Origin of the sequence: Niallia sp. Sow4_A1 (genome assembly GCF_052116745.1) — a bacterium.
In the GTDB taxonomy this organism is placed as follows: domain Bacteria; phylum Bacillota; class Bacilli; order Bacillales; family Cytobacillaceae; genus Niallia; species Niallia hominis.
In genome coordinates this window covers 73,812-99,353 of record NZ_JBQKKM010000005.1, presented here as the reverse complement: position 1 = coordinate 99,353, position 25,542 = coordinate 73,812, and the positions used below count along the sequence as shown (strand labels likewise).

The window sequence follows — 25,542 nt, the reverse complement described above, 5'->3', positions numbered from 1 at the left end:
ACCCTCTCAAGAAGCCTTATGTTCCAGCCTTAACTTATCTGCCACAATCGCGATAAATTCTGAGTTCGTTGGTTTTGCTTTAGACATGCTGACAGTGTAGCCGAATAAGGATGAGATGGAATCGATATTGCCTCTGCTCCAAGCGACTTCAATCGCATGACGAATTGCACGCTCCACACGGCTTGCAGTTGTATTAAATTTTTTAGCGATATCTGGATAGAGTACTTTTGTAATCGATCCTAATAGTTCTATGTCATTATAGACCATCGAAATGGCTTCCCTTAAATAAAGATAGCCTTTAATATGGGCTGGGACACCAATCTCGTGAATAATACTTGTAATGCTAGCATCTAAATTCTTTGTTTTTGGTTCCTGTTGCGTTTTAAAGGAAGAAGAAGATTTTCGCACAAACCCAGTTGTTTTACCGCTAACTTGGCGAATATGACCTGCCAAATAATCCATATCAAACGGTTTTAAAATAAAGTAAGATGCTCCTAATTCAACAGCCTTTTTCGTGACATCCTCTTGTCCAAAAGCTGTTAGCATAATGACATTAGGCATTTTTTTATTCATTTGGCGCATTCTTTCTAATACAGCTAAGCCATCGAGATGAGGCATAATGATATCGAGAACCATCACATCTGGTTCTAGTTGTTCGATCAATTCCAGACACTCTTGACCATTATGCGCAACACCGATTACTTCCATGTCATCTTGAGTATCTATATACTCTTCCAATAAACCTACTAGTTCGCGATTATCATCAACAATACAAACTTTTATTTTTTTCAACAGTTGTTTCCTCCCTTAGGTCCAAATGTCTCTAATTTTATCTATATTTTTTATTCTAAAGGACATTTTCGACAAAGCAACCCATAATCCTTTGATTTTATAAAAAAAACTTAAAAAATAGGGAAAAACTCATTATTTCTCTCATTTTCTCATGTTTTCGACCGAATTCGATACATTTCATCATTTTGTCGAAAAATCTTTATATCAATATTATACCCCACTTCTTTGCATAGAAAAAGAATACATCTAAATTAACTTCTTTTTACCTAAACACTTCTTTTTCTGGAAGAAAAAATTATGACTTTTTTATGAATATATTCTTGTTGAGTTGTTACTTTAACGGTATTATTAAAGTTGGACAAAAAGCATTAATTTTTTTGGGCCAACTTATCTGTTATTTTCAGATAAAAGCTTAGCACAATGGTAAAAGTACTTGTGCTTTTTAATTTGCTCAATGATAGAAAGGATTTTTATATGGAGAATGCAACGAATGAAGTAAAACCTACTTTTAAAATACTATGGAAGCTAACAAGACCGCATACGTTAACTGCTTCCTTTGTACCTGTTTCCATTGGTACGGTTTTATCTTTCCCACACGCCTCAACAAAATGGGGTTTATTTTTTGCCATGATGTTCGCTTGTTTGATTATTCAAATAGCAACCAATTTATTCAATGAGTACTATGATTATGTAAGAGGCATTGATACTGCTGAGTCAGTAGGAATTGGTGGAGCCATTGTACATCATGGAATGAAACCAAAATTAGTTTTAAATATGGCAATTAGCCTATATGTTATTGCATTACTTTTGGGTATTTATATTTGTTCCCAAACTAGTTGGTGGATTGCTTTAGTCGGCTTACTTGGCATGGCAATTGGTTATTTGTACACTGGAGGGCCACTCCCAATTGCTTATACCCCATTTGGCGAGGTCTTTTCTGGTATTTGTATGGGATGTATCTTTATCCTTATTTCATTTTATATCCAGGCTGGTGAAATCAATCAAGAAAGTATAATGATTTCTGTACCAATCGCAATTCTCATTGGTGCAATTAATTTATCAAATAATATTAGAGATATCGAAGAGGATACTTTAGGTGGAAGAAAAACAATTGCTATCCTAATCGGTTTTAATAAGGCAGTCAATCTGCTTGCGGCATTATTTATTCTATCCTATTTATGGGTTGTTATCTTTGTTGCTTTCGGCATTTTTAGTCCTTGGCTATTAATAGTATTACTAAGCTTTAAGAAGCCGCTTGAAGCAATTAAAGGCTTTAGAGGTGATAAAAGCCAAACACCGATTGCTATGAAAAACACAGGATTGACGAATACAATGTTTGGATTGTTTATTACTGTTGGTTATTTATTTGATTTCATTATGCAAAATATGTAAATTCAAAAAGTATCATGGAAAGGATGAATAAAACTCCTTTTCATGATACTTTTTGTTTTTGTTGTTGCCCGTTTTTTCTATGACGCTTTTTGACCTTTTTCGTATATATCAATTCCTGCTTCATTTAACATCCATTCAATGTGAACTCCATAGCCACTAGTTGGATCATTTACAAAGACGTGGGTAACTGCTCCAATTACTTTTCCATCTTGGATAATTGGACTACCACTCATACCTTGGACAATCCCACCTGTTTTACTTAATAATTCTTTATCTGTTACTTTAATAACTAATCCTTTTGTAGCAGGATATTTTTGTGGTACAGAGCTTACTACTTCGATATCAAAAAGCTTCACCTGATCATTATCTACGACCGTTAGTATTTGTGCTGGTCCTTCTTTTACTTGGTCTGATAATGTAATCGGCATTGGCTCGTCCATGATTCCATTTTTAATGTTTTTATTTAGTTCCCCAAATATTCCAAAAGGACTATTTGTTTTAATGTCCCCGATAACTTCTTTATCTTCTGAAAATCTTGCTAATTTTTCACCTGGATTGCCATTACTGCCTTTTTCAATACTTGTTACAGTAGAACGCAGTACTTCTCCATCATCCACAACTATTGGTTTTTTTGTATCCATATCTGATATCACATGACCTAAAGCCCCATATTTCATGGAATCAGGGTGATAAAAAGTCATTGTTCCTATCCCTGCTGCTGAATCTCTTATATAAAGCCCTAATTTAAATGTGTTGTCCCCTTTTTCTTTAAGCGGCATTAACTTGGTTTTAAATTCTTTCTTCTCTCTTTTAACTGTTAAATCTAATGGTTTATTTTCTTCGCCTGCTTTTTGAACAAATGGTGCAACATCTGCCATTTTTTCGATTTTCTGTCCATTTATTTCAACAATCATATCGCCAACTTTGATCCCAGCTTTTTCGCCAGGCGATTGTTTTGCTTCTTCTGTATTAACTTGGTGATGCCCAACCACCAGTACGCCAACTGTATTTAATTTCACCCCGATGGATTGACCACCAGGAATGACTTTAAAGTCTTTTAGAACATTCACATCCACTTTTTTTATCGGAAAACCCGCTAGCTCAAGCATCATCTCTTCTTTCCCACTTACTTTTCCTTGCAAAGAAAGTTTGCCTTTTTCCTGGCTTAATGCAACAACCGAATCTTCGTCTGCTACATTTGCTGTCACAGGAATCGCCTCACTATTGTTGATTTCCATCGATTGCCCCTCAAACAATGTAATGCTTTTGGGAATATGAAGATATTCTTGAAATGATTGATTACATACTAAAGATATTAATGAAACAAGGAGAATCCCACCAATTATTTTTCTAAGGATATCACTTTTCAATTCTCTTCACTCTCCTCGCTTCTTTTCACCACGACTTCTCCCGGCTACATTTATAACTTTGCCTGTATGAGCCTCATTTATAACTGTTAAAAATTTTAAATACCTACCCATATTGGATAGCTTTGTCAATTTTTTCAACATTAACTGTATTTCACAATTTCTTAAAAAGAATAAAATAAAACCTCTGCACATATACAGAGGTTTTACGTGTCTATACTTTATTCTTAGCTTTTTGCGCTAATTTTAACAGTTCTTTTGCATGTTTTTTTGTTAATTCGGTAATTTCTGCTCCAGAAATCATTCGTCCTATCTCTTTTATCTTATCTTGCTGAACCAATGGGGTAACAGATGTAGAGGTTCTACCGTCTTCTATTTTTTTCGCAATAAATAAATGAGTATCTGCCATTGCAGCTACTTGAGGCAAGTGGGAAATGCATAATACTTGCGAATCGACTGAAACATGATGAATTTTTTCGGCAATCGCTTGAGCTACTCTTCCACTTACACCAGTATCTACTTCATCAAATATTATAGAAGTGACGCCTTGATGCTTAGAGAAAATGCTCTTTAGTGCAAGCATCATTCTCGATAGCTCTCCACCAGAAACGATTTTCGATAATGGCTTAAGAGGTTCACCAGGATTTGTGGAAATATAAAATTCTACCTCATCTATTCCTTTTTTCGTGACATTATTTTCATTAGCATTTATTCTTACTTCAAAAACTGTTTTTTCCATGTATAGCTCTTTTAGTTCTTGATGAATACTATTTGTTAGACGCTCTGCCGCTTTTCTTCTTAAAACATGCAGTTCCTTTGCTTCTACTAATAAATCTTTTTTTAGGGAAGCTAATTCGCGCTCTAATAAATCAATATGTGTCTCTTTATTTTGTATGGTTTCTAGTTCTTCTTCAATTTTAGCAGCATATTCTAAAATCTCCGATACCGTTTTGCCATATTTCCGCTTTAATGTATTAATTTCATTTAACCTTGCTTCAATTTCATTTAATCTTTCTGGGTCATATTCTAAATAATCTAAAGCACCCCGCATCTGTCTTGCAATATCTTCTAAAATATAATAACTATTGGAAACAGATTCAGCCATATCTTTATATTCAGTATCTAAGCTTGCAGCTTCCTCCATATTTCCCATTACTTCCCCAAGCCAATCCAAGCCCTTTTGTTCCCCTCTAAGAGCTGTATAGCCTGTTTGAATGCTATCATATATTTTTTCAAAATTACTTAACTTCTTTTTTTCTTCCAACAATTCTTCATCTTCATTTAATTTCAAATGAGCACTTTCAATTTCATTAAACTGAAATTGCAGTAAATCAAGCCTTTGTGCCATTTGCTGCTCATTTTCTGTTAAGTTCATTAATTTTTTTTGCGTTTGTGTATAAGAACGATAAATTTCTTCATATTCTTCCAAAACAGGAGCCAATTCTCCCATTGCAAAAGTATCCAATAATTGTAAATGTTTCGTTTCGTCCATTAATTCCTGATGTTCATGCTGTCCATGTATATCAATCAGTGTGGACCCTATTTCTCGTAAAACAGAAATCGTAATTAGTTTTCCATTTATTCGACAAACACTTTTACCAGATAGCGCAATATCTCTTCTTAATACAATTGTACCTTCATCTATATCTATTCCAAATTCATTCATTTTTCGAAAACATGGATGACCATCTTCTATATAAAATAATCCTTCAATTTCTGCCTTCTCTTCTCCATGTCGAACAAATTCGGCAGAACCACGGCCACCAACTAACAAATTAATTGCATCAATGATAATGGATTTCCCTGCACCTGTCTCACCAGTTAGTACAGTAAGTCCTTTATTATAGGAAATGGATAGACTATCTATGATTGCAAAATTTTTAATCGATAATTCACTTAGCAATTAATGTCCCCCCAAATTAAAGCATATCAAGAAAACGATCGCTAATTCTCTTGCCTTCTTCAGCAGAGCGGCAAATGATTAGACATGTATCATCTCCACATATTGTACCTAGTATTTCATCCCAATCTAAATTATCAATTAATGCACCAATGGCCTGTGCATTCCCAGGCAAAGATTTTAGAACGAGCAAATTTTCTGCTGAATCGATTTTAACAAAGGAGTCCATCAGCATTCTTTTTAATTTCTGCAATGGATTAAATCGTTGGTCAGCAGGAAGGCTATATTTATATCTACCATCTTGAAGGGGCACTTTAACTAAATGTAATTCTTTAATATCCCTTGAAACAGTAGCTTGTGTTACATTATAGCCGGCACTTTTCAATTCATCTACTAATTCATCTTGCGTTTCTATATCATTATTTGTAATAATTTCTCTTATTTTTATATGCCTTTGACCCTTATTCATATTTTCCATCCTTTATAGTGGTTATCATTTCATTATGTATAATGTTTATTGCTCTTTATATAAAAGTATTTGTTTCCTTTTATTCGTTCATTCGATTTTTTTAGACATTTTCCTTCTATCTTATTTTACCGTGTTTGTTCGCCTTTTTACAAGAACAAAGAATAAAACAACATTACTTTTGTATCTTCTATTGTACAGCAAAAAGGGTTAGCCAACATAAGAGATCTTCTACTAGCATTATTGTACTAGTTCTCTTCATGTAGTCAAACCCTTCTACCATTTGCTTATTTATCGGTTTCTTTATTTGCCTTCAATTCAGCGTGTGCCGCTTCCACAGTCTCTTTTATTTGATAAAAATGCTCATGTTTCTCCTCGCGTTCATCCCAATGAAGATGAAGCAAAAATTCAATGTTGCCATCACCGCCAGTTATAGGAGAAAAGGACAGATTTTTTATGATATATCCTTCTTTTTTCGAAAAATCGATTATTTTTTCTAAAACAGACTCATGGACTTTTCGATCTCTGACAATTCCTTTTTTCCCAACTTGTTCTCTTCCCGCTTCAAATTGCGGCTTCACTAAAGCAATGACATCACTGCCTGAAACTAATAATGTTTTTAACACAGGCAATATTAGCTTTAAAGAAATAAATGAAACATCAATAGAAGCAATATTCGGCATTTCTCCTACTAAATCAGCAGGAGTTACGTAACGGAAATTCGTTCTTTCCATAACAATTACACGCTCATCCTGTCTTAGCTTCCACGCTAATTGGTTATAGCCTACATCTAAGGCATACGATTGCTTTGCTCCGTTTTGCAAAGCACAATCAGTAAATCCTCCTGTAGAAGAGCCGATATCAAGCAATACTTTATCTTTCATGTTGACATCAAATACTTTGAGTGCCTTTTCCAACTTTAAGCCGCCTCTTGAAACATACTGCAGCGTCTTTCCTTTTACTGTCAGCTTAGCATCGGCATTTATTTTTTCACCTGGTTTATCCAGTCTATTTTCCTCACAATAAACAATCCCTGCCATCACAGCACGTTTTGCCTTTTCCCTTGTTTCAAATAAACCTTGTTCCACTAATAATACATCTATTCTTTCTTTCTTCATGAATGCTCTAAGCCCTCTTTTGTTTATTTCTTGCAATCGCTAAAAGTCTATTTACTACTTCTTCTTTTGTTAAATTAATTTCTTCTAATAAAGAATGGACATCACCATGTTCAATAAATTGGTCAGGAATTCCCATACGATCGATTACATTTGCGCCATAGCCATGATCGTGTGCATATTCTAAACAATAACTTCCAAATCCACCTTGCAGAATTGCTTCTTCTAATGTCAATATTGGAATTTGTTTTTTTAATAAATCCGTTAACATTGCTTCATCTAATGGTTTGATAAATCGCGCATTGACGACTTTCACGTGTATGCCTTGGGCTTCCAGCTGATTTGCTGCCTCCATTGCCATTTCAATGGTTGTTCCAAAAGTAAGGATTGCTGCGTCAGATCCCTCTCTTAACACTTCCCATGTACCGATTGGAATCGTTTTTAATGCAGAATCTAGCTCTACCCCAATTCCATTTCCGCGAGGGAAACGCATTGCAATTGGTCCATCATTATACTTGATTGCCGTATTTACCATATGCTGCCCTTCATTTTCGTCTTTCGGCATCATTAAAACTAAGTTTGGCATATGACGTAAAAATGCAATATCATAAATCCCTTGATGCGTTTCTCCGTCTGCACCGACTAAGCCTGCACGGTCAATTCCGATAAACACATTTAAATTTTGACGGCACACATCATGAAGCATTTGATCGTATGCACGTTGTAAAAATGTAGAATAAATCGCTAAAAATGGCTTCATTTTTTGTGTTGCCAGTCCAGCTGCTAATGTAACAGCATGCTGTTCTGCTATTCCAACATCAAGCATTCGATTTGGGAATTCTTTTGCAAATGATTCTAATTTTGAACCAACTGGCATCGCAGGTGTAACAGCAACGATTCGTTCATCTGTTCGCGCCAATTTCAAAACAGTATCACTTACTAGTTTACTCCAGGCAGGTGCCGTAATAGTCGGCTTTACAAAATCTCCTGTCTCAATCTTATATGGACCTGTTCCGTGCCATGTGCCAATTTTATCTTTTTCAGCAGGAGAGAATCCTTTCCCTTTTTTCGTAATTACATGTAATAATACTGGTCCAGAAGTTTTCTTTGCATAATTTAATTGTTCAAATAAGTCTTCGAAATCATGTCCATCAACTGGCCCTAAATAAGTAAAGCCTAACTCTTCAAAAAACACACCAGACACTAATAAATACTTTAAACTATCTTTAATTCTTTCAGCAGTGGCTGCCATCTTACCACCGACTGCAGGAATTTTCTTTAAAAGCATTTCTAATTCATCTTTAACCCATTGATACTTGCCAGCAGTTCTTAATCTTCCCAATACTTGATGAAGGGCACCGACATTTGGGGCAATCGACATTTCGTTATCATTAAGAATCACAATCATATTTTTCTTTTCATCACCGATATGATTAAGTGCTTCAAGGGCCATTCCACCTGTTAAGGCTCCATCCCCAATAATCGGAATAATATAAGAGTCTTCCTTTTTCAAATCGCGAGCTACTGCCATTCCCATTGCTGCCGATAAAGATGTGGAGCTATGGCCTGTTTCCCATACATCATGCTCACTTTCATTCATTTTTGGAAAACCGCTCATCCCCTTGTATTGTCTAAGGGTATCAAAATCTTTTGCTCGACCAGTTAAAATTTTGTGTACATAGGATTGATGCCCTACATCCCATAGCATTTTATCCTTTGGACTATCAAAGCATTTATGAAGTGCTAGTGTTAATTCGACTACTCCTAAATTTGGACCAATATGGCCACCAGTTAGAGAAAGTTGATTAATTAAAAAGTGACGGATATCTTCGCTAAGGCTCTTGAGCTCCTCATTGGATAATCCTTTTAAAAATGCTGGATTTTCAATTGACATTAAATCCATTAGGTAACAACTCACTTTCGTTCAGTTATAACCAATAGTCAATATTTCTTAAATGACTATATTGGTATATCTTCCTTCCATTAAACCATTTTCATTTCTTTTTCGCCAAAGATTGTATTTTATATTAGAATACCTTATTTTATAAAAAAAACCTAATTTATTCTTATTATTAAATATGTATTATACCATTCATTCCCCCATAATAGTAGTAATTCTACATAGTTAAATGAATGAAATGAAGCGCTAAAAAGAAGGATGCCTCCAAATGGAACACTCCTCTTGCACAAATATAGAGGTTTATACTTCTATAAAATGCATAAGTGTTGTCAAATATGCTGGAGACACCCTGGTCATCTGATTCTCTATTCTTATTTTCCTATATAGTTCCGAAAAAGCCTTTAAATGTTTTAAGGAAGATATAATTAATTATTTCTATAGGCAATTAAATCTGTAATCTTTTCTAAGATTGCACTATCTATAGGCAAGCTTTCAAGAAGACCTTTTGCTTGTCTGATATGCAAATCTAATTCACTTTTCGCTCCATCCATTGTGAGTATTTTTGGATAGGTACTCTTGTGATTACCCATATCACTTCCAATTGGCTTTCCAATAAGCTCTTCATCACCCTCTAAATCTAATATATCGTCTCGAATTTGGAAGGCTAAACCTAAATGATAAGCAAATTGCTTTAGCTGCTTTATTTCAGTGTTATTAGCACCTGCTAATTTTGCACCAATTATTATGCTAACCTCTAGTAGCTTTCCTGTTTTATGTAGGTGGATTTGCTCAAGCTCTTGTTGATTTAAGGTTTTATTTTCCCCTTCAATATCCGCAACTTGTCCACCCACCATGCCTTCTGCACCAGCTGCTTCTGCTAAAAGACCGATTGTCGCGAGTATCGTTTCTGCAGGAATATTTTGTTGCTTCATATTCGCCATTATTTGAAAGCTGTAGGTAAGTAGGGCATCTCCTGCCAAAATTGCAATTGCCTCCCCGTATACTTTATGATTTGTTGGTAGACCTCTTCGTAAATCGTCATCATCCATACTTGGCAAATCATCGTGAATCAAGGAGTAGGTATGTATCATCTCAATTGCTATTGCTGGTAATAACCCGATAAGTGGATCTTTTCCATACGCCTGTATAGTTGCAAACAAAAGTAATGGTCGAATTCTTTTTCCACCCGCGTTTAAGGAATAGAGCATCGAATCTTTTAAGTTAGCTGGTGCTGCTAGCTTTTCTACATTTTTCTTTAATTCCTTTTCCAATATATCCTTATAGTTGCTTGTAAATGCTGACAAAGAGATATTATTCAAGCTTTATTCCTCCTCAGCAATCGAAAACGGTTGTTTTTTTCCATTCTCTAAAACGACTTCCGCTAATTGTTCTTCCACATTTTTCAATTTTTCATGACAATATTTAGAAAGCTCCATTCCTTTTTTATACGTGTTAATTGCCTCTTCTAACGGAACGTCTCCCTCTTCTAGTTTTTCAACGATTCTCTCTAATTCTTCCATCGCTTCTTCAAAAGATGGATTTTTTTCTGAATTGGTTGCCAAAATCTATCTCTCCTTTACCGCAATAATTTCTGCTTCTACCATTCCATCAGCCAGGTTTAACTCAATCTGATCCTTAGGCTTGACTTGTTTAATACTTGCTATTAACTTCCCGTGATGATCGTATGCTACATTATAGCCTCTTTCCATTATTTTCAGCGGACTTAATGCATCCATCTTCCCTATTTTCGAAAGAAAAGCTTGTCTTTTTGCTTGCAGAATAAGCTCCGTATTACGAACTAGATTTTTTTGTAAGCTAGCTAAATCTTGATTGGCCTTCTTGATATAATGATTAGGGTGATTTCTAACAAGCTGCTTTTGTTTTAATTCCTGTTGCATATGTTTCTGTTCAAGAACTCTTTGCACATTACGCGTTAATAATTCTGTCTGTTTATCTAGCTGCTCCATTTTTTGGTCATACAATACCTTTGGATAACGAAATGCATAGGAACGCTGAATTCTATTTAGACGAAGCTTCTGTAACTCAACTTTCTCTTTTATCCCTCTAATCAACCGACTTTGCCTTGTCAAAATACGCTCTACAAGTTCATCTATATGGGGTACAGCAAGCTCAGCTGCTCCAGTTGGAGTCGGCGCACGCATATCAGCAACAAAATCACAAATAGTAAAGTCTGTTTCATGACCGACAGCGGAAATTACTGGAATATTCGAAGTGTAAATGGCTCTGGCAACGATTTCTTCATTAAAAGCCCATAATTCCTCTATGGAACCGCCACCTCTACCTACTATGAGGACATCAATCAATGGAGAATCCTGTTCATTAGCTTGTTGAACAGCCTTTACAATAGAAGGAGCCGCTGTTTCTCCTTGCACTAGTGCTGGATAGATCATTATTTTTGCAATGGGATATCGTCTTTTAATTGTCGTAATAATATCTCTTATTGCAGCACCAGTTGGAGAGGTAATTACACCAATTGTTCTGGGATATTTAGGAATGGCTTTCTTATGATCTGGGCGAAACATGCCTTCTTGTTCCAATTTAGCTCTTAACTGTTCATAAGCCAAATAAAGTTGACCTATTCCGTCTGGCTGCATTTCTGAAACATACATTTGATATTGCCCGCTTGATTCATAAACTGTGATACTTGCTTTAATAAGTACTTTCATCCCATTTTCCGGCTTAAATTTCATTTGCTGATTATTTCGAGCAAACATAACTGCCAAAATCCTCGCCTTTTCATCTTTTAAGGTAAAATACATATGACCACTTGAATGCTGCTTAAAATTTGAGATTTCTCCTTTTACCATAATCTCATGCAAATGAGGATCTGCATCAAATTTCCTTTTTATGTATTTTGTCAATGCATGTACCGTTAAATAACGTGATTCCATTTATAAAAAACTCCTTTTACAGGATGGAAAAAGGGGTGTAGTATCCATACACCACATCCCTTTTCGTTCATGTTTATAGGTTATAGAAGGAAACAATTCAGGATGATATCAAATTTTTTGTTCTAGAAGGAAACAAAATTTGAATTGTCACATATTCATACTATTAATCAAACCATCGTTTCTCTTACTACTCTTGATTAGCTTTAATCTTAGATAATACACCGTTGACAAATCTACCAGATTGATCATCACCATAAAGTTTAGCAATCTCTACAGCCTCATCAATTGCTACATTTACAGGTACATCATCTGCTTGACTATACATAATTTCATACGTAGCAAGACGAAGAACATTACGGTCTACATTTGCGATTCTTTCTAGAGACCAATTTTCTAGGTATTGCTTTATCGTTTCATCAATAGATACTTGATGGCTTAATACACCATCCACTAATTTGGTAAGGTATAAATCTGATTTTTCTCCTTCTAAAACATGTTCTATTGCTGTTTCCTTATCTATATCACTAATATCAATTTGAAATAGTGCCTGTAAGGCCTTTTCTCTGGCAGTTCTTCTTTTCATTATTTATGGCTCCTTTAAAATCCTTCCATAGGTTTTTCAACCTTTTTATCTATGCTACATGAATAATAGCATAAATAAAAACAAAACTCTATCTTACATGAAAAAAACCTAGAATTCTGTTCTTATTAACAGGTAATTTTCACAAAAACAAAGGCTGTCCAGGTTATCAGTAATAACTATTAATGAGGAAGTCCCTCAATTAATAGTTATTTTGCTCTTACCTGTTCAGCCTTTGCTATTTAAACGCTATGCTATCGTTCCTTTGCCTGTGTCTTTACATCTCTTGTTGTAATTCAGCTTCTTGTTTTGCTGTTTCAAACTGAACTCCAACAATGTGAATATTAACCTCTTCTGTAACAAGTCCAGTCATATTAATTAATGTCTGACGAATATTATCTTGAATTTGCTGAGCTACTTGTGGAATAGATATACCAAAATTCATCACGCAATATACTTCCACTTTTATTCCTTCTTCACTGAGGTCAACCTTTATACCTTTGTTGTGTAATTTTTTACCAAACTTTTCCACTACTCCAGTTGCAAAATTGCTTCTCATTTGTGCTACACCTTCCACTTCAGAAGCAGCAATACTTGCAATAACCTCAATTACTTCAGGAGCAATTTCTACTTTACCTAACCCATTGTACTCTTGGTTCATTTCTAAACTTGTTGTTTCGCTCATTACCTTTTCCTCCTTTTAATCTTCTGATTTCATTAAATCATACATTTCTAAAAACTTTGTGTTGAAGTTGCCTTCCACAAACTTTTCATGATTAAGGAGATTCAAGTGAAAGGGAATCGTGGTATCTACACCTTCGATTACAAACTCACTCAGCGCCCGTTTCATGCGGGAAATAGCTTCCTTTCTAGTTGACCCATATGCAATTACCTTAGCAATCATACTATCATAGTATGGTGGGATCGTGTAACCAGGATAAGCAGCTGAATCAACACGTACTCCTAATCCGCCTGGTGGTAAATACATGTTAATCTTCCCTGGTGAAGGCATGAAATTCTTCGCAGGATTTTCTGCATTAATCCGACATTCTATTGCCCAACCAGTAAATGTAACATCCTTTTGTTTGTATTCTAGTGGTTTGCCTGATGCAACTAGTATTTGTTCTTTGATTAAATCAATACCTGTTACCATCTCTGTTACTGGATGCTCTACTTGGATACGCGTATTCATTTCCATGAAATAGAATGCTTGATTTTGATAGTCAAAGATAAATTCTACTGTTCCTGCACCTGTGTAGTTAACTGCTGCTGCAGCTTTAACTGCAGCATCTCCCATTTTCTCTCTCATTTCTTCTGTTAAAACTGGAGACGGTGTTTCTTCAAGAAGTTTTTGCAATCGACGCTGAATAGAACAATCTCTTTCTCCTAAATGAATAACATTTCCGTAATTATCTGCAAGTACTTGCAATTCTACATGGCGGAAATCCTCAATGTATTTTTCTAAATACACGCCTGCATTACCAAAGGCTGTTAAAGCTTCTTGTTGGGTAATATTTATTCCTTTAACTAGTTCTTCTTCTGTTTTAGCAACACGGATACCCTTACCACCGCCACCTGCCGTAGCTTTAATAATTACTGGATAACCTATTTCTTTCGCTAAAGTAATTCCTTCTTCTAAATCTTTAATAATACCTTGGGATCCAGGTACGATTGGAACACCAGCCTGACGCATTGTTTCTCTAGCAATATCTTTTGTCCCCATTTTATTAATAGCCTCTGGACTAGGGCCAACAAACGTGATTTTGCAATCTCTGCAAAGTTCAGCGAAATCAGCATTTTCTGCTAAAAATCCGTATCCTGGATGAATAGCATCACATCCAGTCAATGTTGCTACGCTGATTATATTTGTAAAATTCAAATAGCTATCCTTGGAAGCTTTTGGACCAACACAGTATGCTTCATCTGCGATTTGTACATGCAAAGCCTCACTATCTGCTTCTGAATAAATGGCTACAGTTTGAATATCTAATTCTCGACATGCTCTTATTATGCGGACAGCTATTTCGCCTCTATTTGCGATTAACAGTTTTTTTATCATTGACTAAACCCCTCTTTGTTACGCCTTTACTAGGAATAATGGTTCTCCGTACTCTACAAGTTCTCCATCTTTAACGAGGATTTCTACAATCTCCCCATCTACTTCTGCTGTAATCTCATTAAATAGCTTCATCGCTTCTACGATACATACAACAGAGTCTTTCGTCACTTTGTCTCCTACTTTTACAAACGCATCTGCGTCTGGAGAAGCTGATTGATAAAAAGTTCCTACCATTGGAGAAGTAATTTTATGTAAGTTTTCATCGATTGATTTTGCAGGTGTTTCTGCAACTACACTTTCAACTGCAACTTCTTTCGTTGTTGCTTCTTGTTGTTGAATTGATTTTGTAATAACTGGCGCTGAAACTACTGTTTCGCCAACACTCTTCTTGATTTCGACTTTCACACCATCTTGTTCATATAAAAAATTACTAATAGTAGAATCATCTATTAATTTAATTAATTCTTTTACTTCTGAAATATTTAACATATAATTGCACCCCTTAAATCATTCTTTTAGGACTAGATACTAATATCATACGATAAGACCTTATGATAATTCAACAACCATCTTTAAAATATGACTTTTTTGCTACTATTACTTTCATTTTTTTCCTTTTATTATGTGAGTCGAAAGGGGATCTCCTCTCTTTCTACATACTTATCATACCACTATCTTTTTAAAATAACTAATCCAAGGTGTACAATTAAAAGAAAACGCTTACTATTATTATAGAGGTAAAAAGAGCAAAAATTAATTACTGTTAGAAGCTCTATTTTCTTCCTAATTTATTCTATTTCATTCTCTTTTTGAACACCTCTACTTAATTTGCTGACCAGTTACACACCTTATATTCCATTGTCTATTTTCCTGATTGTTTGGACAATCGCCTTACAAAAAAACTGTAGACACTTCCCAAAAAGTATCTACAGTTACGCTAACTATTCATTATCTCTCATTTTCACAAATATTATTATTGTGGATCAATTTTTACTGCAACATTAGCGTTTGGTGCATCCATATTTTTGCGAACAAGCTGAACAATTTCATTCGCTGCTTCTGCGGATAATTCTTCTGCTTTTACGGTTACCTTCACTGTACCATCATCTGAGGTCTGTACAAGCACATCTTCATAATTTTCTGCTTTAATTAGGCTTTCCATAATCTTTTCATTATCTGTAATTTCCTGAAGCTCTTTAATCTTTTCTGTAGCTTCATTTTTTTCTTCTGCTGTTTTATCCTTTGAACCTTGAATGGTTACTAATTCTTCCTTCATCTTGTCACGCTGTTCCATTAAATCAAGTCTCATCTGTTCAAATACTGCTTCAGAGTCAGTTGTTGTAACAGTGCTTTCCCCGTTACTATCAGTAGCTGCTTCCTCTGCATCCTTCGTTGTTGCATTTTCTGTATTCTCATCTTCGCTAGTTGCAAGTTCATTTAATCGAGATTCTGGGGATGTGATATAGTAGACTGACAATACCACAACCAAACTTAACATCGTTAATAACCATACTGTTTGCTTTTTTAATAACATCTATTATTCCCCCTTAGTTTTGTTTAGGCTGTACAGAAACTCTATGGCTTGAAACATCTAACGCTCGAGTAACTGCCTCCACAATCATTGTTTTAACTTTTATATTTTCAGCTCCTTTTGCAACAACGAGTACACCAGCAATTTTAGGCTTCATCGTTTCCACTACAATTGGAACTTGTTTATCCCCATTGGGCACCAATACCACTGTTTCCTCATTCGATGTTTCTTCTACGCTTCTATTTCCTCCTTGTGTATCTTCTTCTTCTGTTTTTTGAATCGTTTGTGAATTATTTTTTTCATATATTTTTTTTTCAGATCCTTCTAAATTCACATAAACAATCGCATCTTTGACACCTGCTATTGCATTTATCGCTTCCTTAATTTGTTCCTTGTATTGTTCTTCATAATCAGAAATAGTTAAATTGCTGCTATCGGCTTTTTGTCCAAATGTTTCTTGAGCATTTTCAGAGGAAGCATCATTACTTAATGCGGAAACTTCTTGGGCGTTATTATTGTCCTTAAAAAACATGTTGCTTAAAAGCATAATGGCTACGCCAAACAATACAACGATGACAAGATAGGTGGCTTTTCCTTTTTTCTTTTCATCCCCGTCATTTGACAGTACATTTTTTAACCAGCTTAATGGCCCTTTGTCCTTGTTATCCATTTTTCTCCTCCTCCCCTCCTTCGTACATAATTACAATTGCATCATCTCGTACTTCCCATTTTTCGGAAAGAAAAGAAACAATACTTTCTGTATCCATTTGTTTCGATTCATTTTTGTCAAGAAGAGGTTGCTGTGTGTCAATTCGAACAGGGCTTACAGCTTCCACAACGTTTTGTGGATCCTTGCTTTCTTTCATATGAATAACCATTTCTGCTAAGTTTTCAGGAAACCCAACATCCTTCTCTTTGTCGATTGATAATTGAATCGAATTGATCTCCATTCCGTAATTTGCTATCAACTCCTCATTTGCATCCTCTTTTAATTGGACAGCCATTTTATTTAATGTATATTCATCAAGTGAGGCTTGTATTTCTCTTTTTTTCAATTCGATCGAATTATTCATATTTTTTTGTTCTGGCTCGCCGATCGCACTGGGAGTGAACACAGCTTCAAAGTCACTCGAAATCAGCTTAAATACAGGTGTCAATATAACAGTTATTAGTAATAATCCAGCGACCATCTTGGCATATTTCTGAAAGGTAGAGTTTGGCAATAGCATGTCCACAACAGTTGCTAGCAAAATAAACAGAATTATATTTGTAACCCACTCTGTAATAAAATTCATCCTTGCCCCTCCTTTCTACCTCACCATCATTGTTATATTACTTGCAACAATGATTACTGTTATACTTAGGAAAAACATAAGGGAAACGATTGCTAATGCTGCAAAGACATAGATAACACTCTTACTTATAACATCTAAGCATTTAATAACAGGTCCTCCGCCAATTGGCTGTAAAAGTGCTGCGGCAAATTTATAAATAAAAGAAATCATTAAAATCTTAATCGCAGGAAAGGCAACAAGTAGAAGGAGAATTACCACTCCTGCTATTCCAACCGTGTTTTTTAACAATAAGGAAGCATTTATAACTGTATCTGTTGCATCTGTAAACATTCGGCCTATAACCGGAATGAAATTTCCCGTTACAAATTTAGCTGTCTTAATCGTAATTCCATCCGTTATTGCTGACGATGCACCTTGGACGGAAATAACACCTAAAAATATAGTCAAGAAAGTTCCTAAGATCCCTATACTGATATTACGTAATAAATTAGCTAATTGTGTAACTTTGTATTGTTCTGATAGACTGCTTACGACGTGAAGTAAAGTTGATAAAAACAATAGAGGAAGCACAATATATTCAATTAACATCCCACTTGTATTCATTAAAAAAAGAATAACGGGATGAAAGAAAGCTGCAGATATGGCTCCGCCTGAAGCTGCCATAAGCCCTAGCAATAAAGGAACTAGTGCTAATATAAAATTTGTCATATTCGATATTGCGTCACTAGCATAAGTAATTGCTACATGAAAGCTATTCAATGCGAGAATAATGATAACCATAAACACGATCGCATAGGCGACAGTACTAATAGAGCTTTTCTCAAACGAGTTTTGGAGCATTTGCAGTAAAACACTAAATATAGTAAGCAAGATTAACGATCCTAATAATTTTCCATTTACTATAATTTCATGAAATGCAAATTGTAGCATGCCGTGAAAAAAGCCTTGTAAGTCAAAAGTTTTATTTCCTATCATAAAATCATATAGGCTTCCCTTTTGGCTTTCTGGCAAAAATCCACCATATTCTGTTTTAACCGAATCCCAAAATTCCGTTAATTCATTTAGATCTAATGACTCCAATTGTGATTCAACAAGTTTTGTTGGATCAACTCCTTCTTCATTTGTTTCTTCTAATGCTTCTGACTGTGGTACTTCTTGTGACTCATGAGGTGAGGCTTGTACAATCGGTTGATAGAGAAAAAAGATAGCTGCCATTATTAGTAGTACGACTTTCAACTTTGTTTTCAATTTTTCCACCTCGAAATAAACGGTTTCCTACTTAACTTGGAATCATATTTAAAATTGTTTCTACTAATACAGTCAATATTGGTACCGCCATTGCTAAAATCAAGATTTTTCCTGCTAGTTCAATCTTTGATGCGATAGAACCTTGTCCTGCATCTTTAGTAATTTGCACTGCAAATTCTGCTATATAGGCGATGCCAATAATTTTCAGAATTGTTTCTACGTAAACAGTGTTTACCCTTGCATTTAAAGCAATTCTTTCTACCATTTGGATAATTGCCGCTATTTGGTCAACAAGAAAAAGGAAAATTGCACAGCCAACAAACACAACTAATAAAAAGGCAATATTGGGCTTTTGTTCTTTTACCACCAATGCTAAAAAAGTAGAAATTAATGCAATTCCAACTATTTGAAGAATTTCAATGATGATATCCTCCTTTACCCTTGGAATAAAAATACGGCTTTTATCTTTTGAAACAAATCATTTACAATATTCGCTACCATAAATAGAATGTAAATAAATCCAAATAAGGTAACCCATTGTGCATACTCCTTCTTGCCAACTTGGTCGAGGATTGTGTGTAAAAAAGCTACGACGATTCCTACTCCTGCGATTTTGAATATAATATCGACCTCTAAGCCCATAAAAGTCTCCTCCTAAAAACTACATCAATAAAATGACAATCAGCAGACCGGACAGAAATCCTAAGCTTCTTACCATTTTTTCATATTTCCCTTGTATTTCTCTTGCCTCTTCTTCTTCTCTTTCTAAATGAGTCAGCGTAAGCATTATTTGCTTTTGTTGTGAAAAACGGTCGTGCCTGCCTAATGTTTCACCGAATTGCTTCATGATTTCTAATTCAGTATCTTTCATCGCCGTTTTTTTCCAAATATCATGTAAAGATAAACTCCACGCTTCTTTGACAGTTGTATCTTCTTTGATTAAGCGCTCCGCAAAACTTCCAAAAAAAGAACTTAGTGGATCACTTAATTGTTCTGCTAATCTTCTGGAAGCTTCATGTAAGGGGGTATGTCCATACATAATCTCCGCCTCTAATGATTGAAGTGCTGATTTTAGTGCCCTTATTTGCTTTGGTCTTTGGCTTAATAGTTTTGAAAATTCCATTCCACCCCAACTTGTTGAAGCAAGAATCAAGATAGCGCCAATTATTTTCACCATTTATTTCACCTTCATTTCATCCATTAATAAATGGCCTTGTCCATTTCTTATTGCTGTTACTGTGCCAGGACCCTTCTTTCTATTTAATTCAATATAGCGTTCAAATATGCCCATTTTTATCATCCTAGAAAGCATCGGTCGTTTTTTTACTTCTTCCAAGCTTGATCCATGTGTTGTCATTACTAATTGAATACCAGCATTAACAGCTTCTAGGATTGCTTCTTCATCTTCTTTTCGACCTACCTCATCTACAATCAGAACATCTGGGCTCATGGAACGAATCATCATCATCATTCCTTCCGCTTTTGGACAAGCATCCAGAACATCTATGCGTTGGCCAAACGTCATTTGAGGTATTCCATCCATACACCCTGCAATTTCGGATCGTTCATCCACAATCCCTACTTTCGCTGGCTTACGTAATGAATGCTCCTCTTCAGATGAAATTAATCTAGCTATATCTCTTAATAAGGTCGTTTTCCCGGTCTGCGGGGGTCCAATAATCATCGTATGCCGCCATTTTCCTTTATCATATAAATAGGGAATGTATGGATTAGCTATTCCGATCTTCTCCTTTGCAATACGAATATTGAAAGAAGCTACATCCCGTATTGCCTTTACTTTGCTATCTTGCAAAATAACTCTGCCCGCAAGTCCAACACGATGCCCACCTTGAACAGTGATATAACCTCTTTTCAATTCTTCTTCCATTGTATAAACCGAGTATCGACTTATTTTATTTAGTAATTGGTTCCCATCCTCTTTCGAAACAATAAATGGAAAAAAGATAGAATGTCCATTTATAAATACTTCTAAAGGTCTGCCTATCCGAACTCGAATCTCTTCCATACCTAATCTTTCAGATGGAGGGATTGTGAGTATTTGATTTTCAATAGATTTAGGCAAAAAAGAATAGATAGTATTCACAAAAAATTCCTCCTTTGCTATAAGATTTCTGCTTTTTTTCAGCTTTTCATTGATTTTATTGGTTGTAAATTTGCAAAGTTAATTCTGGCTGCTATTCATTATTCATATACAGAAGAAAACTTCCCTCCACATAACATACATAGGATGACTTATTAAAATGTATGCTCGTCTACCTTTTTTATGTCATTTCCTGTTTGATTCCTTTATTTTTATACATGTAATTTATTTAAGAACCTCGCAAAGATAGGTAAATAGGGATTAAAAAATGCTTTTTTTCAAAAGCTATACAAGATTAAACGTCAAACGCCTAGGAGGATAAAGATTTGAAAAAGCTACTTTTCGTTTTCCTTTCCATTAGTTTAGGGTTCTTCCTTTCTGTTCAACCAGTTGTAGATAAGCCCGCTTTAAGCAAAGAACAAAAGGATACACCTAAAAATGTTATATTGCTCATAGGAGATGGTATGGGTATCGGGCAAATGGAGATTGCTCGCTTATTGGAGCATGGAGTAAAAGGAAAACTTTTTATGGAAACACTCCCCTACACAGCGATTGTCCATACATCCTCCAGCAATAATCGGGTTACTGACTCTGCAGCCGGGGGAACTGCTCTTGCGATTGGACAGAAAACGAATAATGGGATGATTGGCATTACACCAAATGGAAAAAACGAAGACAGCATTTTAGATATATTTAAAAAGGAGGGAAAAAGAACAGCAATAATTACTACTAATTCGGTAACAGATGCAACACCAGCAAGCTTTACTGCAAGTGTCAATAATAGATGGGCAGACCAAGAGGAAATTGCCAAGCAACAATTAAGCAATAAAGTAGATATCATTATGGGAGGAGGCAAAAAATTCTTTACTCGAAAAGATAAAAGAGGGATTGACCTGATTGATGCATACAAAAACTCAGGGTATCGTTATATTTCAACTGCAGATCAATTAGAAAAAACAAATTCGAATAAAATTCTCGGGCTTTTTGGAGATGCTCACTTAAATTTTCAATTAGATCGTGAACTACTCAAAACAACAGAACCAACCTTACAGGAAATGACTAAAAAAACACTCGATATTCTATCAAAAGACGAGAAAGGTTTTTTTGCCATGATTGAAGGAGGTCGTATTGACCACGCCTCCCATACATCCGATATTACAGGAATATGGAAAGAAACAATTGCCTTCGATGAAGTGGTTAAATACTGTGTGGAGTGGGCTAATAAACAACAAGATACATTAGTTGTTGTTGCCGCTGACCACGAAACGATGGGGGTTTCTGCCACTGAAGCAATGGATATAAATGCACTTAAAAACATTACTGCATCTCCTCATTACATGGCTCAGCAACTAACGAAGAAAAAAACAAGTAATCACTATACGGAAAAAAGTATACGAAAGGTCTTTAAAGACTATGCAGCAATGGATATAACTAATGAAGAGCTTGCCAAATTTCAAACAAACAAATTACCGAAGAAAGAACAAGTCTATCGCGAGCAACAAATCGACTGGCAAATTGGAAGTATTATTGCGAACCATTACCACGGCGGTATCCTCCAACCAGAAGTACAACAGCTTAGCACTACAGGGGGGCATACAAGTAATATGATTGTTGTTTTCGCATTTGGAATGGGGGCAGAAGAATTTCATGGGGTGTTAGATAATACCGATATTCCCAAGAAAATTGCCTCCATTATGGGCTATCCTTTTGCTAATTAATATGGTAAACATCCAAACGTAAATAATCACTTCAACATATTCTATCATGAGGTGATTATTTATGTTTTTAAAACCAACTTCTGTCACATATATATCAAATGGATTCCGTTCTACAGGTAAGGACAAGCATTTTGGAATTGACTTTGCACAAAATGGAATTAATGCGATTAGAGCATGTGCTGACGGCAAGGTGACCAAATCCTATTTTTCAACAAGTTACGGAGAATGTATCATGATTCTTCATAACATTTCTGGCAAAGAATATGAAACGGTTTATGCCCACTTAAAAAGTGGTTCTCGGAAAGTAAAGGTCGGAGAATATGTAAAAAAAGGACAAGTTATTGGCATTATGGGTAATACAGGAGATTCAACCGGTCAGCATTTACATTTTGAATTACACATTGGCCGTTGGAATAATAATAAAACGAATGCAGTTAACCCACTTCCTTATTTTGAATCAGATACTGAAGCCATTCCTTCTAGTAACAATGAATATATTGTTAAAAAAGGAGATACATTATATGAAATTAGTAGAAAATATAAAACAACGATTAAAGTTCTTGCAGCTTACAATCAAATAGCAAACCCGAACCTAATTAAAGTAGGACAGAAAATCAAAATACCTTCCACACAAGCTGTTTATTATGTAGTAAAAAAAGGAGATACCGTCAGCCAAATTGCGAAGACTTTTCATACAAGTGTTAGTAAAATAGAGAAATGGAATCAATTGAAGGATGTTAATAAAATATACCCAGGACAGAAACTAAGAGTAGGATAAGCTTTTAGCTATCTTACTCTACTTTCTCCTGTAATAAAAAGAGTAGTGTGTACACAAAGGCAAGGTAAATCTTTATACATATCTTTTCTTTCGAATGGAAATAAAGTTATCTATATGATCAGCTTTCCTCGTCGGCACATAGACATATATTCGAAAACTCAATTAATAAAAAAAGAGTCGTATCACTTAAAAGCTAAATTAGAGAATGTTTGTCTTTATTGATTAGCTATTTCATTTTGTCAAAATCCCATAGAAAAAGGAGGTAATCAATTGATTACCTCCTTTTTCAGCCGCATTTGCCGCTTAGATGTATGGAGTTTCAAAACCTGCTCCACCAGGTGGGTGTTCGCAAAAGCTCTCATCATATGTCCTAATGACAAATGGCATTAGGCCTGCTGATCCTTCTTTAATATAGAACTCCCTAATTATCGATAAAGGTTGAAACTTCATACGATAACGTACAACGCAGCTTCTATGGTTTTATCATACATGAATTTCCTTTGGAAAGCAAATGGTAAAATTAGGATGTCACTTTTAAGTATTAAGCACGAGAAACGTAGCTTGCTTCAGCTGTGTTAATAATCAAACGATCCCCTTGATTAACAAAGAAAGGAACTTGAACAGTTAATCCTGTTTCCATCACTGCAGGTTTTGTACCACCAGATGCCGTATCTCCCTTAATTCCAGGTTCTGTTTCAGTAACTTCTAATACAACCGTATTTGGAAGCTCTACACCTAGAGTTTCGGATTGATACATCATAATATGGACTTCCATATTTTCTTTTAAGAATTTTAGTTCGTATTCGATTACAGAAGCAGAAAGCTCAATTTGGTCATAAGATTCTACATCCATAAATACGTGCTGGTCACCATTAGCATATAGATATTGCATTTTGCGATTGTCAATTTGCGCTTTTGCAACTTTTTCGCCAGCTCTAAATGTTTTTTCTTGAACAGCTCCAGTACGTAAATTCTTTAATTTAGAGCGAACAAACGCTGCTCCCTTACCAGGCTTAACGTGTTGGAAATCAAGTACGCGCCAAATTCCACCGTCTACCTCAATTGTTAAACCTGTTTTAAAATCGTTTACTGAAATCATGCAGTAATCCTCCTATAAAATAATCAGTTCCTTAGTTGAATGGGTTAAAGCTTCATTATGATTATTTGTTATTATTGTATCATCTTCAATACGCACTCCACCAAGTCCTGCGATATAAATACCTGGTTCCACTGTTACGACCATACCTGGTTCTAGAGGAGCATTATTTCGGAAGGATAAATTAGGTCCTTCATGAACTTCTAGCCCAATTCCGTGACCTGTAGTATGTCCAAAATATTCCCCATAGCCTTTTTCAGTTATGTAATCACGAGTCAGTGCATCTGCTTGGAAACCTGTTATTCCTGGTTTAATGCCTTCCATTCCCTTTAGTTGAGCTTTTAATACGATATCATAAATCTCTTTTAATTTCTCATCTGGGTTACCGATAGCAATGGTTCTCGTAATATCTGATACATAGCCATTATAATAAGCACCGTAATCTAATGTAATAAAATCACCAGCTTCAATTACTTTGTCGGTTGCAACACCATGTGGCAATGCAGATCTTGTCCCTGATGCAACAATTGTATCAAAGGAGGATGAAGTGGCGCCTAATTTTCTCATAAAAAACTCTAATTCATTCGAAACTTCCAATTCTGTTTTCCCTACCTTAATAAAATCAAGGATATGGGTGAAAGCAGCATCAGCAATCTTAGCAGCTTCCTTTAATATCTTAATCTCTTCATTAGTCTTAATCAAGCGTAACTTTTCAATTATACCTGAAACTGGCACTAATTCTCCTTTTACAACAGATTCTAGCTCCTTATATTGAGTAAAGGTTGTATAATCTTGTTCAAAAGCTAGTTTCTTTATTCCCAATTTCTCTGCTTGACTTGCAACCTCTTGAAGAATTGCCCCTTTATGCTGAACAACTTCGAATCCACTGCATTGGTTTCCTGCCTGTTCCACATAACGGAAGTCTGTGATAAATAAAGCTTTCTCTCCGCCTATTAATACAGCTCCTGAAGATCCTGTAAAATTACTAACATAACGTCTGTTATATGTACTTGTTATTAAAATACCATCTGCCCCAACTTCTGCTAGTGCTTCTCTTACTCTTTTAAGTTTCTCCATTATAACCCTCTCCCTTATTTGATACACTTGCCTAGAGGTACATGCTTTCTATAGCCTTAACAACTTCTAGATAAGGTAAAAATCTGAATGATGAAAAAAGTACACTCATGAAATTATTTTAACATAAATACTTTTATAATACAGGCAAAATAGCTAGCAAATAAAGATTTTAGACACCCTAACTAGCCAAATAAAAGCCTTGAGTAAGAGGGCAT

Annotated in this window: 26 protein-coding genes and 1 other RNA gene; 3 read left to right on the top strand and 24 right to left on the bottom strand. The window is 35.3% G+C overall.

Going from position 1 to position 25,542, the window contains the following annotated elements:
- Positions 1-6: 6 nt before the first annotated feature.
- Positions 7-792: a sporulation transcription factor Spo0A gene (spo0A, locus tag ACTQ5K_RS04600; RefSeq protein WP_031535228.1), complete on the bottom strand. Its 786-nt coding sequence runs from the start codon at positions 790-792 to the stop codon at positions 7-9.
- Positions 793-1,266: 474 nt separating this feature from the next.
- Here spo0A and ACTQ5K_RS04595 point away from each other — a divergent pair, with 474 nt between their 5' ends.
- Positions 1,267-2,184, top strand: coding sequence for a 1,4-dihydroxy-2-naphthoate polyprenyltransferase (locus ACTQ5K_RS04595; RefSeq protein ID WP_031535230.1), 918 nt, complete (start codon positions 1,267-1,269; stop codon positions 2,182-2,184).
- A 77-nt stretch (positions 2,185-2,261) separates the two neighbouring features.
- Here the strand turns inward: ACTQ5K_RS04595 and spoIVB are convergent, their stop codons facing one another.
- The 20 genes from spoIVB to spoIIIAA form a co-directional block, all read right to left on the bottom strand.
- A complete protein-coding gene (gene spoIVB, locus ACTQ5K_RS04590) occupies positions 2,262-3,554 on the bottom strand; it encodes a SpoIVB peptidase (RefSeq protein ID WP_031535232.1) in 1,293 nt (430 codons plus the stop codon).
- Between the two features lie 211 nt (positions 3,555-3,765).
- Positions 3,766-5,454, bottom strand: coding sequence for a DNA repair protein RecN (gene recN, locus ACTQ5K_RS04585; protein ID WP_031535234.1), 1,689 nt, complete (start codon positions 5,452-5,454; stop codon positions 3,766-3,768).
- A 16-nt stretch (positions 5,455-5,470) separates the two neighbouring features.
- Entirely contained in the window at positions 5,471-5,920 is a 450-nt protein-coding gene (gene ahrC, locus ACTQ5K_RS04580) for a transcriptional regulator AhrC/ArgR (protein ID WP_031535236.1), read from the bottom strand.
- A gap of 284 nt (positions 5,921-6,204) precedes the next feature.
- A complete protein-coding gene (locus ACTQ5K_RS04575) occupies positions 6,205-7,035 on the bottom strand; it encodes a TlyA family RNA methyltransferase (protein ID WP_031535238.1) in 831 nt (276 codons plus the stop codon).
- Positions 7,036-7,042: 7 nt separating this feature from the next.
- Positions 7,043-8,935, bottom strand: coding sequence for a 1-deoxy-D-xylulose-5-phosphate synthase (gene dxs / locus ACTQ5K_RS04570; RefSeq protein WP_031535240.1), 1,893 nt, complete (start codon positions 8,933-8,935; stop codon positions 7,043-7,045).
- A 422-nt stretch (positions 8,936-9,357) separates the two neighbouring features.
- Positions 9,358-10,251: a polyprenyl synthetase family protein gene (locus ACTQ5K_RS04565; protein ID WP_031535242.1), complete on the bottom strand. Its 894-nt coding sequence runs from the start codon at positions 10,249-10,251 to the stop codon at positions 9,358-9,360.
- Positions 10,252-10,254: 3 nt separating this feature from the next.
- Positions 10,255-10,494, bottom strand: coding sequence for an exodeoxyribonuclease VII small subunit (gene xseB / locus ACTQ5K_RS04560; protein ID WP_031535244.1), 240 nt, complete (start codon positions 10,492-10,494; stop codon positions 10,255-10,257).
- 3 nt (positions 10,495-10,497) lie between these two features.
- Complete coding sequence (gene xseA / locus ACTQ5K_RS04555; RefSeq protein WP_251629780.1) at positions 10,498-11,844, bottom strand: exodeoxyribonuclease VII large subunit; 1,347 nt, start codon at positions 11,842-11,844, stop codon at positions 10,498-10,500.
- 187 nt (positions 11,845-12,031) lie between these two features.
- Positions 12,032-12,427, bottom strand: coding sequence for a transcription antitermination factor NusB (gene nusB / locus ACTQ5K_RS04550; RefSeq protein ID WP_031535248.1), 396 nt, complete (start codon positions 12,425-12,427; stop codon positions 12,032-12,034).
- Positions 12,428-12,701: 274 nt separating this feature from the next.
- Positions 12,702-13,109, bottom strand: coding sequence for an Asp23/Gls24 family envelope stress response protein (locus ACTQ5K_RS04545; RefSeq protein WP_031535250.1), 408 nt, complete (start codon positions 13,107-13,109; stop codon positions 12,702-12,704).
- A gap of 15 nt (positions 13,110-13,124) precedes the next feature.
- Entirely contained in the window at positions 13,125-14,483 is a 1,359-nt protein-coding gene (gene accC, locus ACTQ5K_RS04540; protein WP_031535252.1) for an acetyl-CoA carboxylase biotin carboxylase subunit, read from the bottom strand.
- Positions 14,484-14,501: 18 nt separating this feature from the next.
- Positions 14,502-14,972 (bottom strand): acetyl-CoA carboxylase biotin carboxyl carrier protein, encoded by a 471-nt coding sequence (accB, locus tag ACTQ5K_RS04535; RefSeq protein ID WP_031535254.1) that lies wholly within the window; start codon positions 14,970-14,972, stop codon positions 14,502-14,504.
- A gap of 484 nt (positions 14,973-15,456) precedes the next feature.
- The gene (locus ACTQ5K_RS04530) at positions 15,457-16,017 is read right to left on the bottom strand and encodes a SpoIIIAH-like family protein (protein ID WP_235248086.1); all 561 of its coding nucleotides are present in this window, start codon (positions 16,015-16,017) and stop codon (positions 15,457-15,459) included.
- 13 nt (positions 16,018-16,030) lie between these two features.
- Positions 16,031-16,684, bottom strand: coding sequence for a stage III sporulation protein AG (gene spoIIIAG / locus ACTQ5K_RS04525; protein WP_251629785.1), 654 nt, complete (start codon positions 16,682-16,684; stop codon positions 16,031-16,033).
- Positions 16,677-17,309, bottom strand: a complete 633-nt coding sequence (gene spoIIIAF, locus ACTQ5K_RS04520) for a stage III sporulation protein AF (RefSeq protein WP_251629787.1) — start codon at positions 17,307-17,309, stop codon at positions 16,677-16,679. Before spoIIIAF ends, spoIIIAG begins: the two co-directional genes overlap by 8 nt.
- 15 nt (positions 17,310-17,324) lie before the next feature.
- Positions 17,325-18,557 carry a stage III sporulation protein AE gene (gene spoIIIAE, locus ACTQ5K_RS04515; protein WP_051640901.1) on the bottom strand — a complete coding sequence of 411 codons (1,233 nt, stop codon included), beginning with the start codon at positions 18,555-18,557 and terminating at the stop codon, positions 17,325-17,327.
- A 31-nt stretch (positions 18,558-18,588) separates the two neighbouring features.
- Complete coding sequence (gene spoIIIAD / locus ACTQ5K_RS04510) at positions 18,589-18,984, bottom strand: stage III sporulation protein AD (protein ID WP_031535265.1); 396 nt, start codon at positions 18,982-18,984, stop codon at positions 18,589-18,591.
- Between the two features lie 8 nt (positions 18,985-18,992).
- Positions 18,993-19,199 (bottom strand): stage III sporulation protein AC, encoded by a 207-nt coding sequence (gene spoIIIAC, locus ACTQ5K_RS04505; RefSeq protein ID WP_016204918.1) that lies wholly within the window; start codon positions 19,197-19,199, stop codon positions 18,993-18,995.
- A 19-nt stretch (positions 19,200-19,218) separates the two neighbouring features.
- Positions 19,219-19,734, bottom strand: a complete 516-nt coding sequence (spoIIIAB, locus tag ACTQ5K_RS04500; RefSeq protein ID WP_031535267.1) for a stage III sporulation protein SpoIIIAB — start codon at positions 19,732-19,734, stop codon at positions 19,219-19,221.
- Complete coding sequence (gene spoIIIAA / locus ACTQ5K_RS04495) at positions 19,735-20,661, bottom strand: stage III sporulation protein AA (RefSeq protein ID WP_031535269.1); 927 nt, start codon at positions 20,659-20,661, stop codon at positions 19,735-19,737.
- Positions 20,662-20,984: 323 nt separating this feature from the next.
- Between spoIIIAA and ACTQ5K_RS04490 the strand changes: the two genes are divergently transcribed.
- Both ACTQ5K_RS04490 and ACTQ5K_RS04485 read left to right on the top strand, forming a co-directional pair.
- Positions 20,985-22,376 carry an alkaline phosphatase gene (locus ACTQ5K_RS04490; RefSeq protein WP_251629789.1) on the top strand — a complete coding sequence of 464 codons (1,392 nt, stop codon included), beginning with the start codon at positions 20,985-20,987 and terminating at the stop codon, positions 22,374-22,376.
- A gap of 61 nt (positions 22,377-22,437) precedes the next feature.
- Positions 22,438-23,154 (top strand): LysM peptidoglycan-binding domain-containing protein, encoded by a 717-nt coding sequence (locus tag ACTQ5K_RS04485; RefSeq protein ID WP_051640902.1) that lies wholly within the window; start codon positions 22,438-22,440, stop codon positions 23,152-23,154.
- A 283-nt stretch (positions 23,155-23,437) separates the two neighbouring features.
- Here ACTQ5K_RS04485 and ssrS read toward each other — a convergent pair.
- The 3 genes from ssrS to ACTQ5K_RS04470 form a co-directional block, all read right to left on the bottom strand.
- A non-coding RNA gene (gene ssrS, locus ACTQ5K_RS04480) (6S RNA) lies at positions 23,438-23,629 on the bottom strand.
- 66 nt (positions 23,630-23,695) lie between these two features.
- Positions 23,696-24,253 (bottom strand): elongation factor P, encoded by a 558-nt coding sequence (gene efp / locus ACTQ5K_RS04475; protein ID WP_031535275.1) that lies wholly within the window; start codon positions 24,251-24,253, stop codon positions 23,696-23,698.
- Positions 24,254-24,265: 12 nt separating this feature from the next.
- Positions 24,266-25,327, bottom strand: a complete 1,062-nt coding sequence (locus ACTQ5K_RS04470; protein WP_441993758.1) for a M24 family metallopeptidase — start codon at positions 25,325-25,327, stop codon at positions 24,266-24,268.
- Positions 25,328-25,542 lie beyond the last annotated feature (215 nt).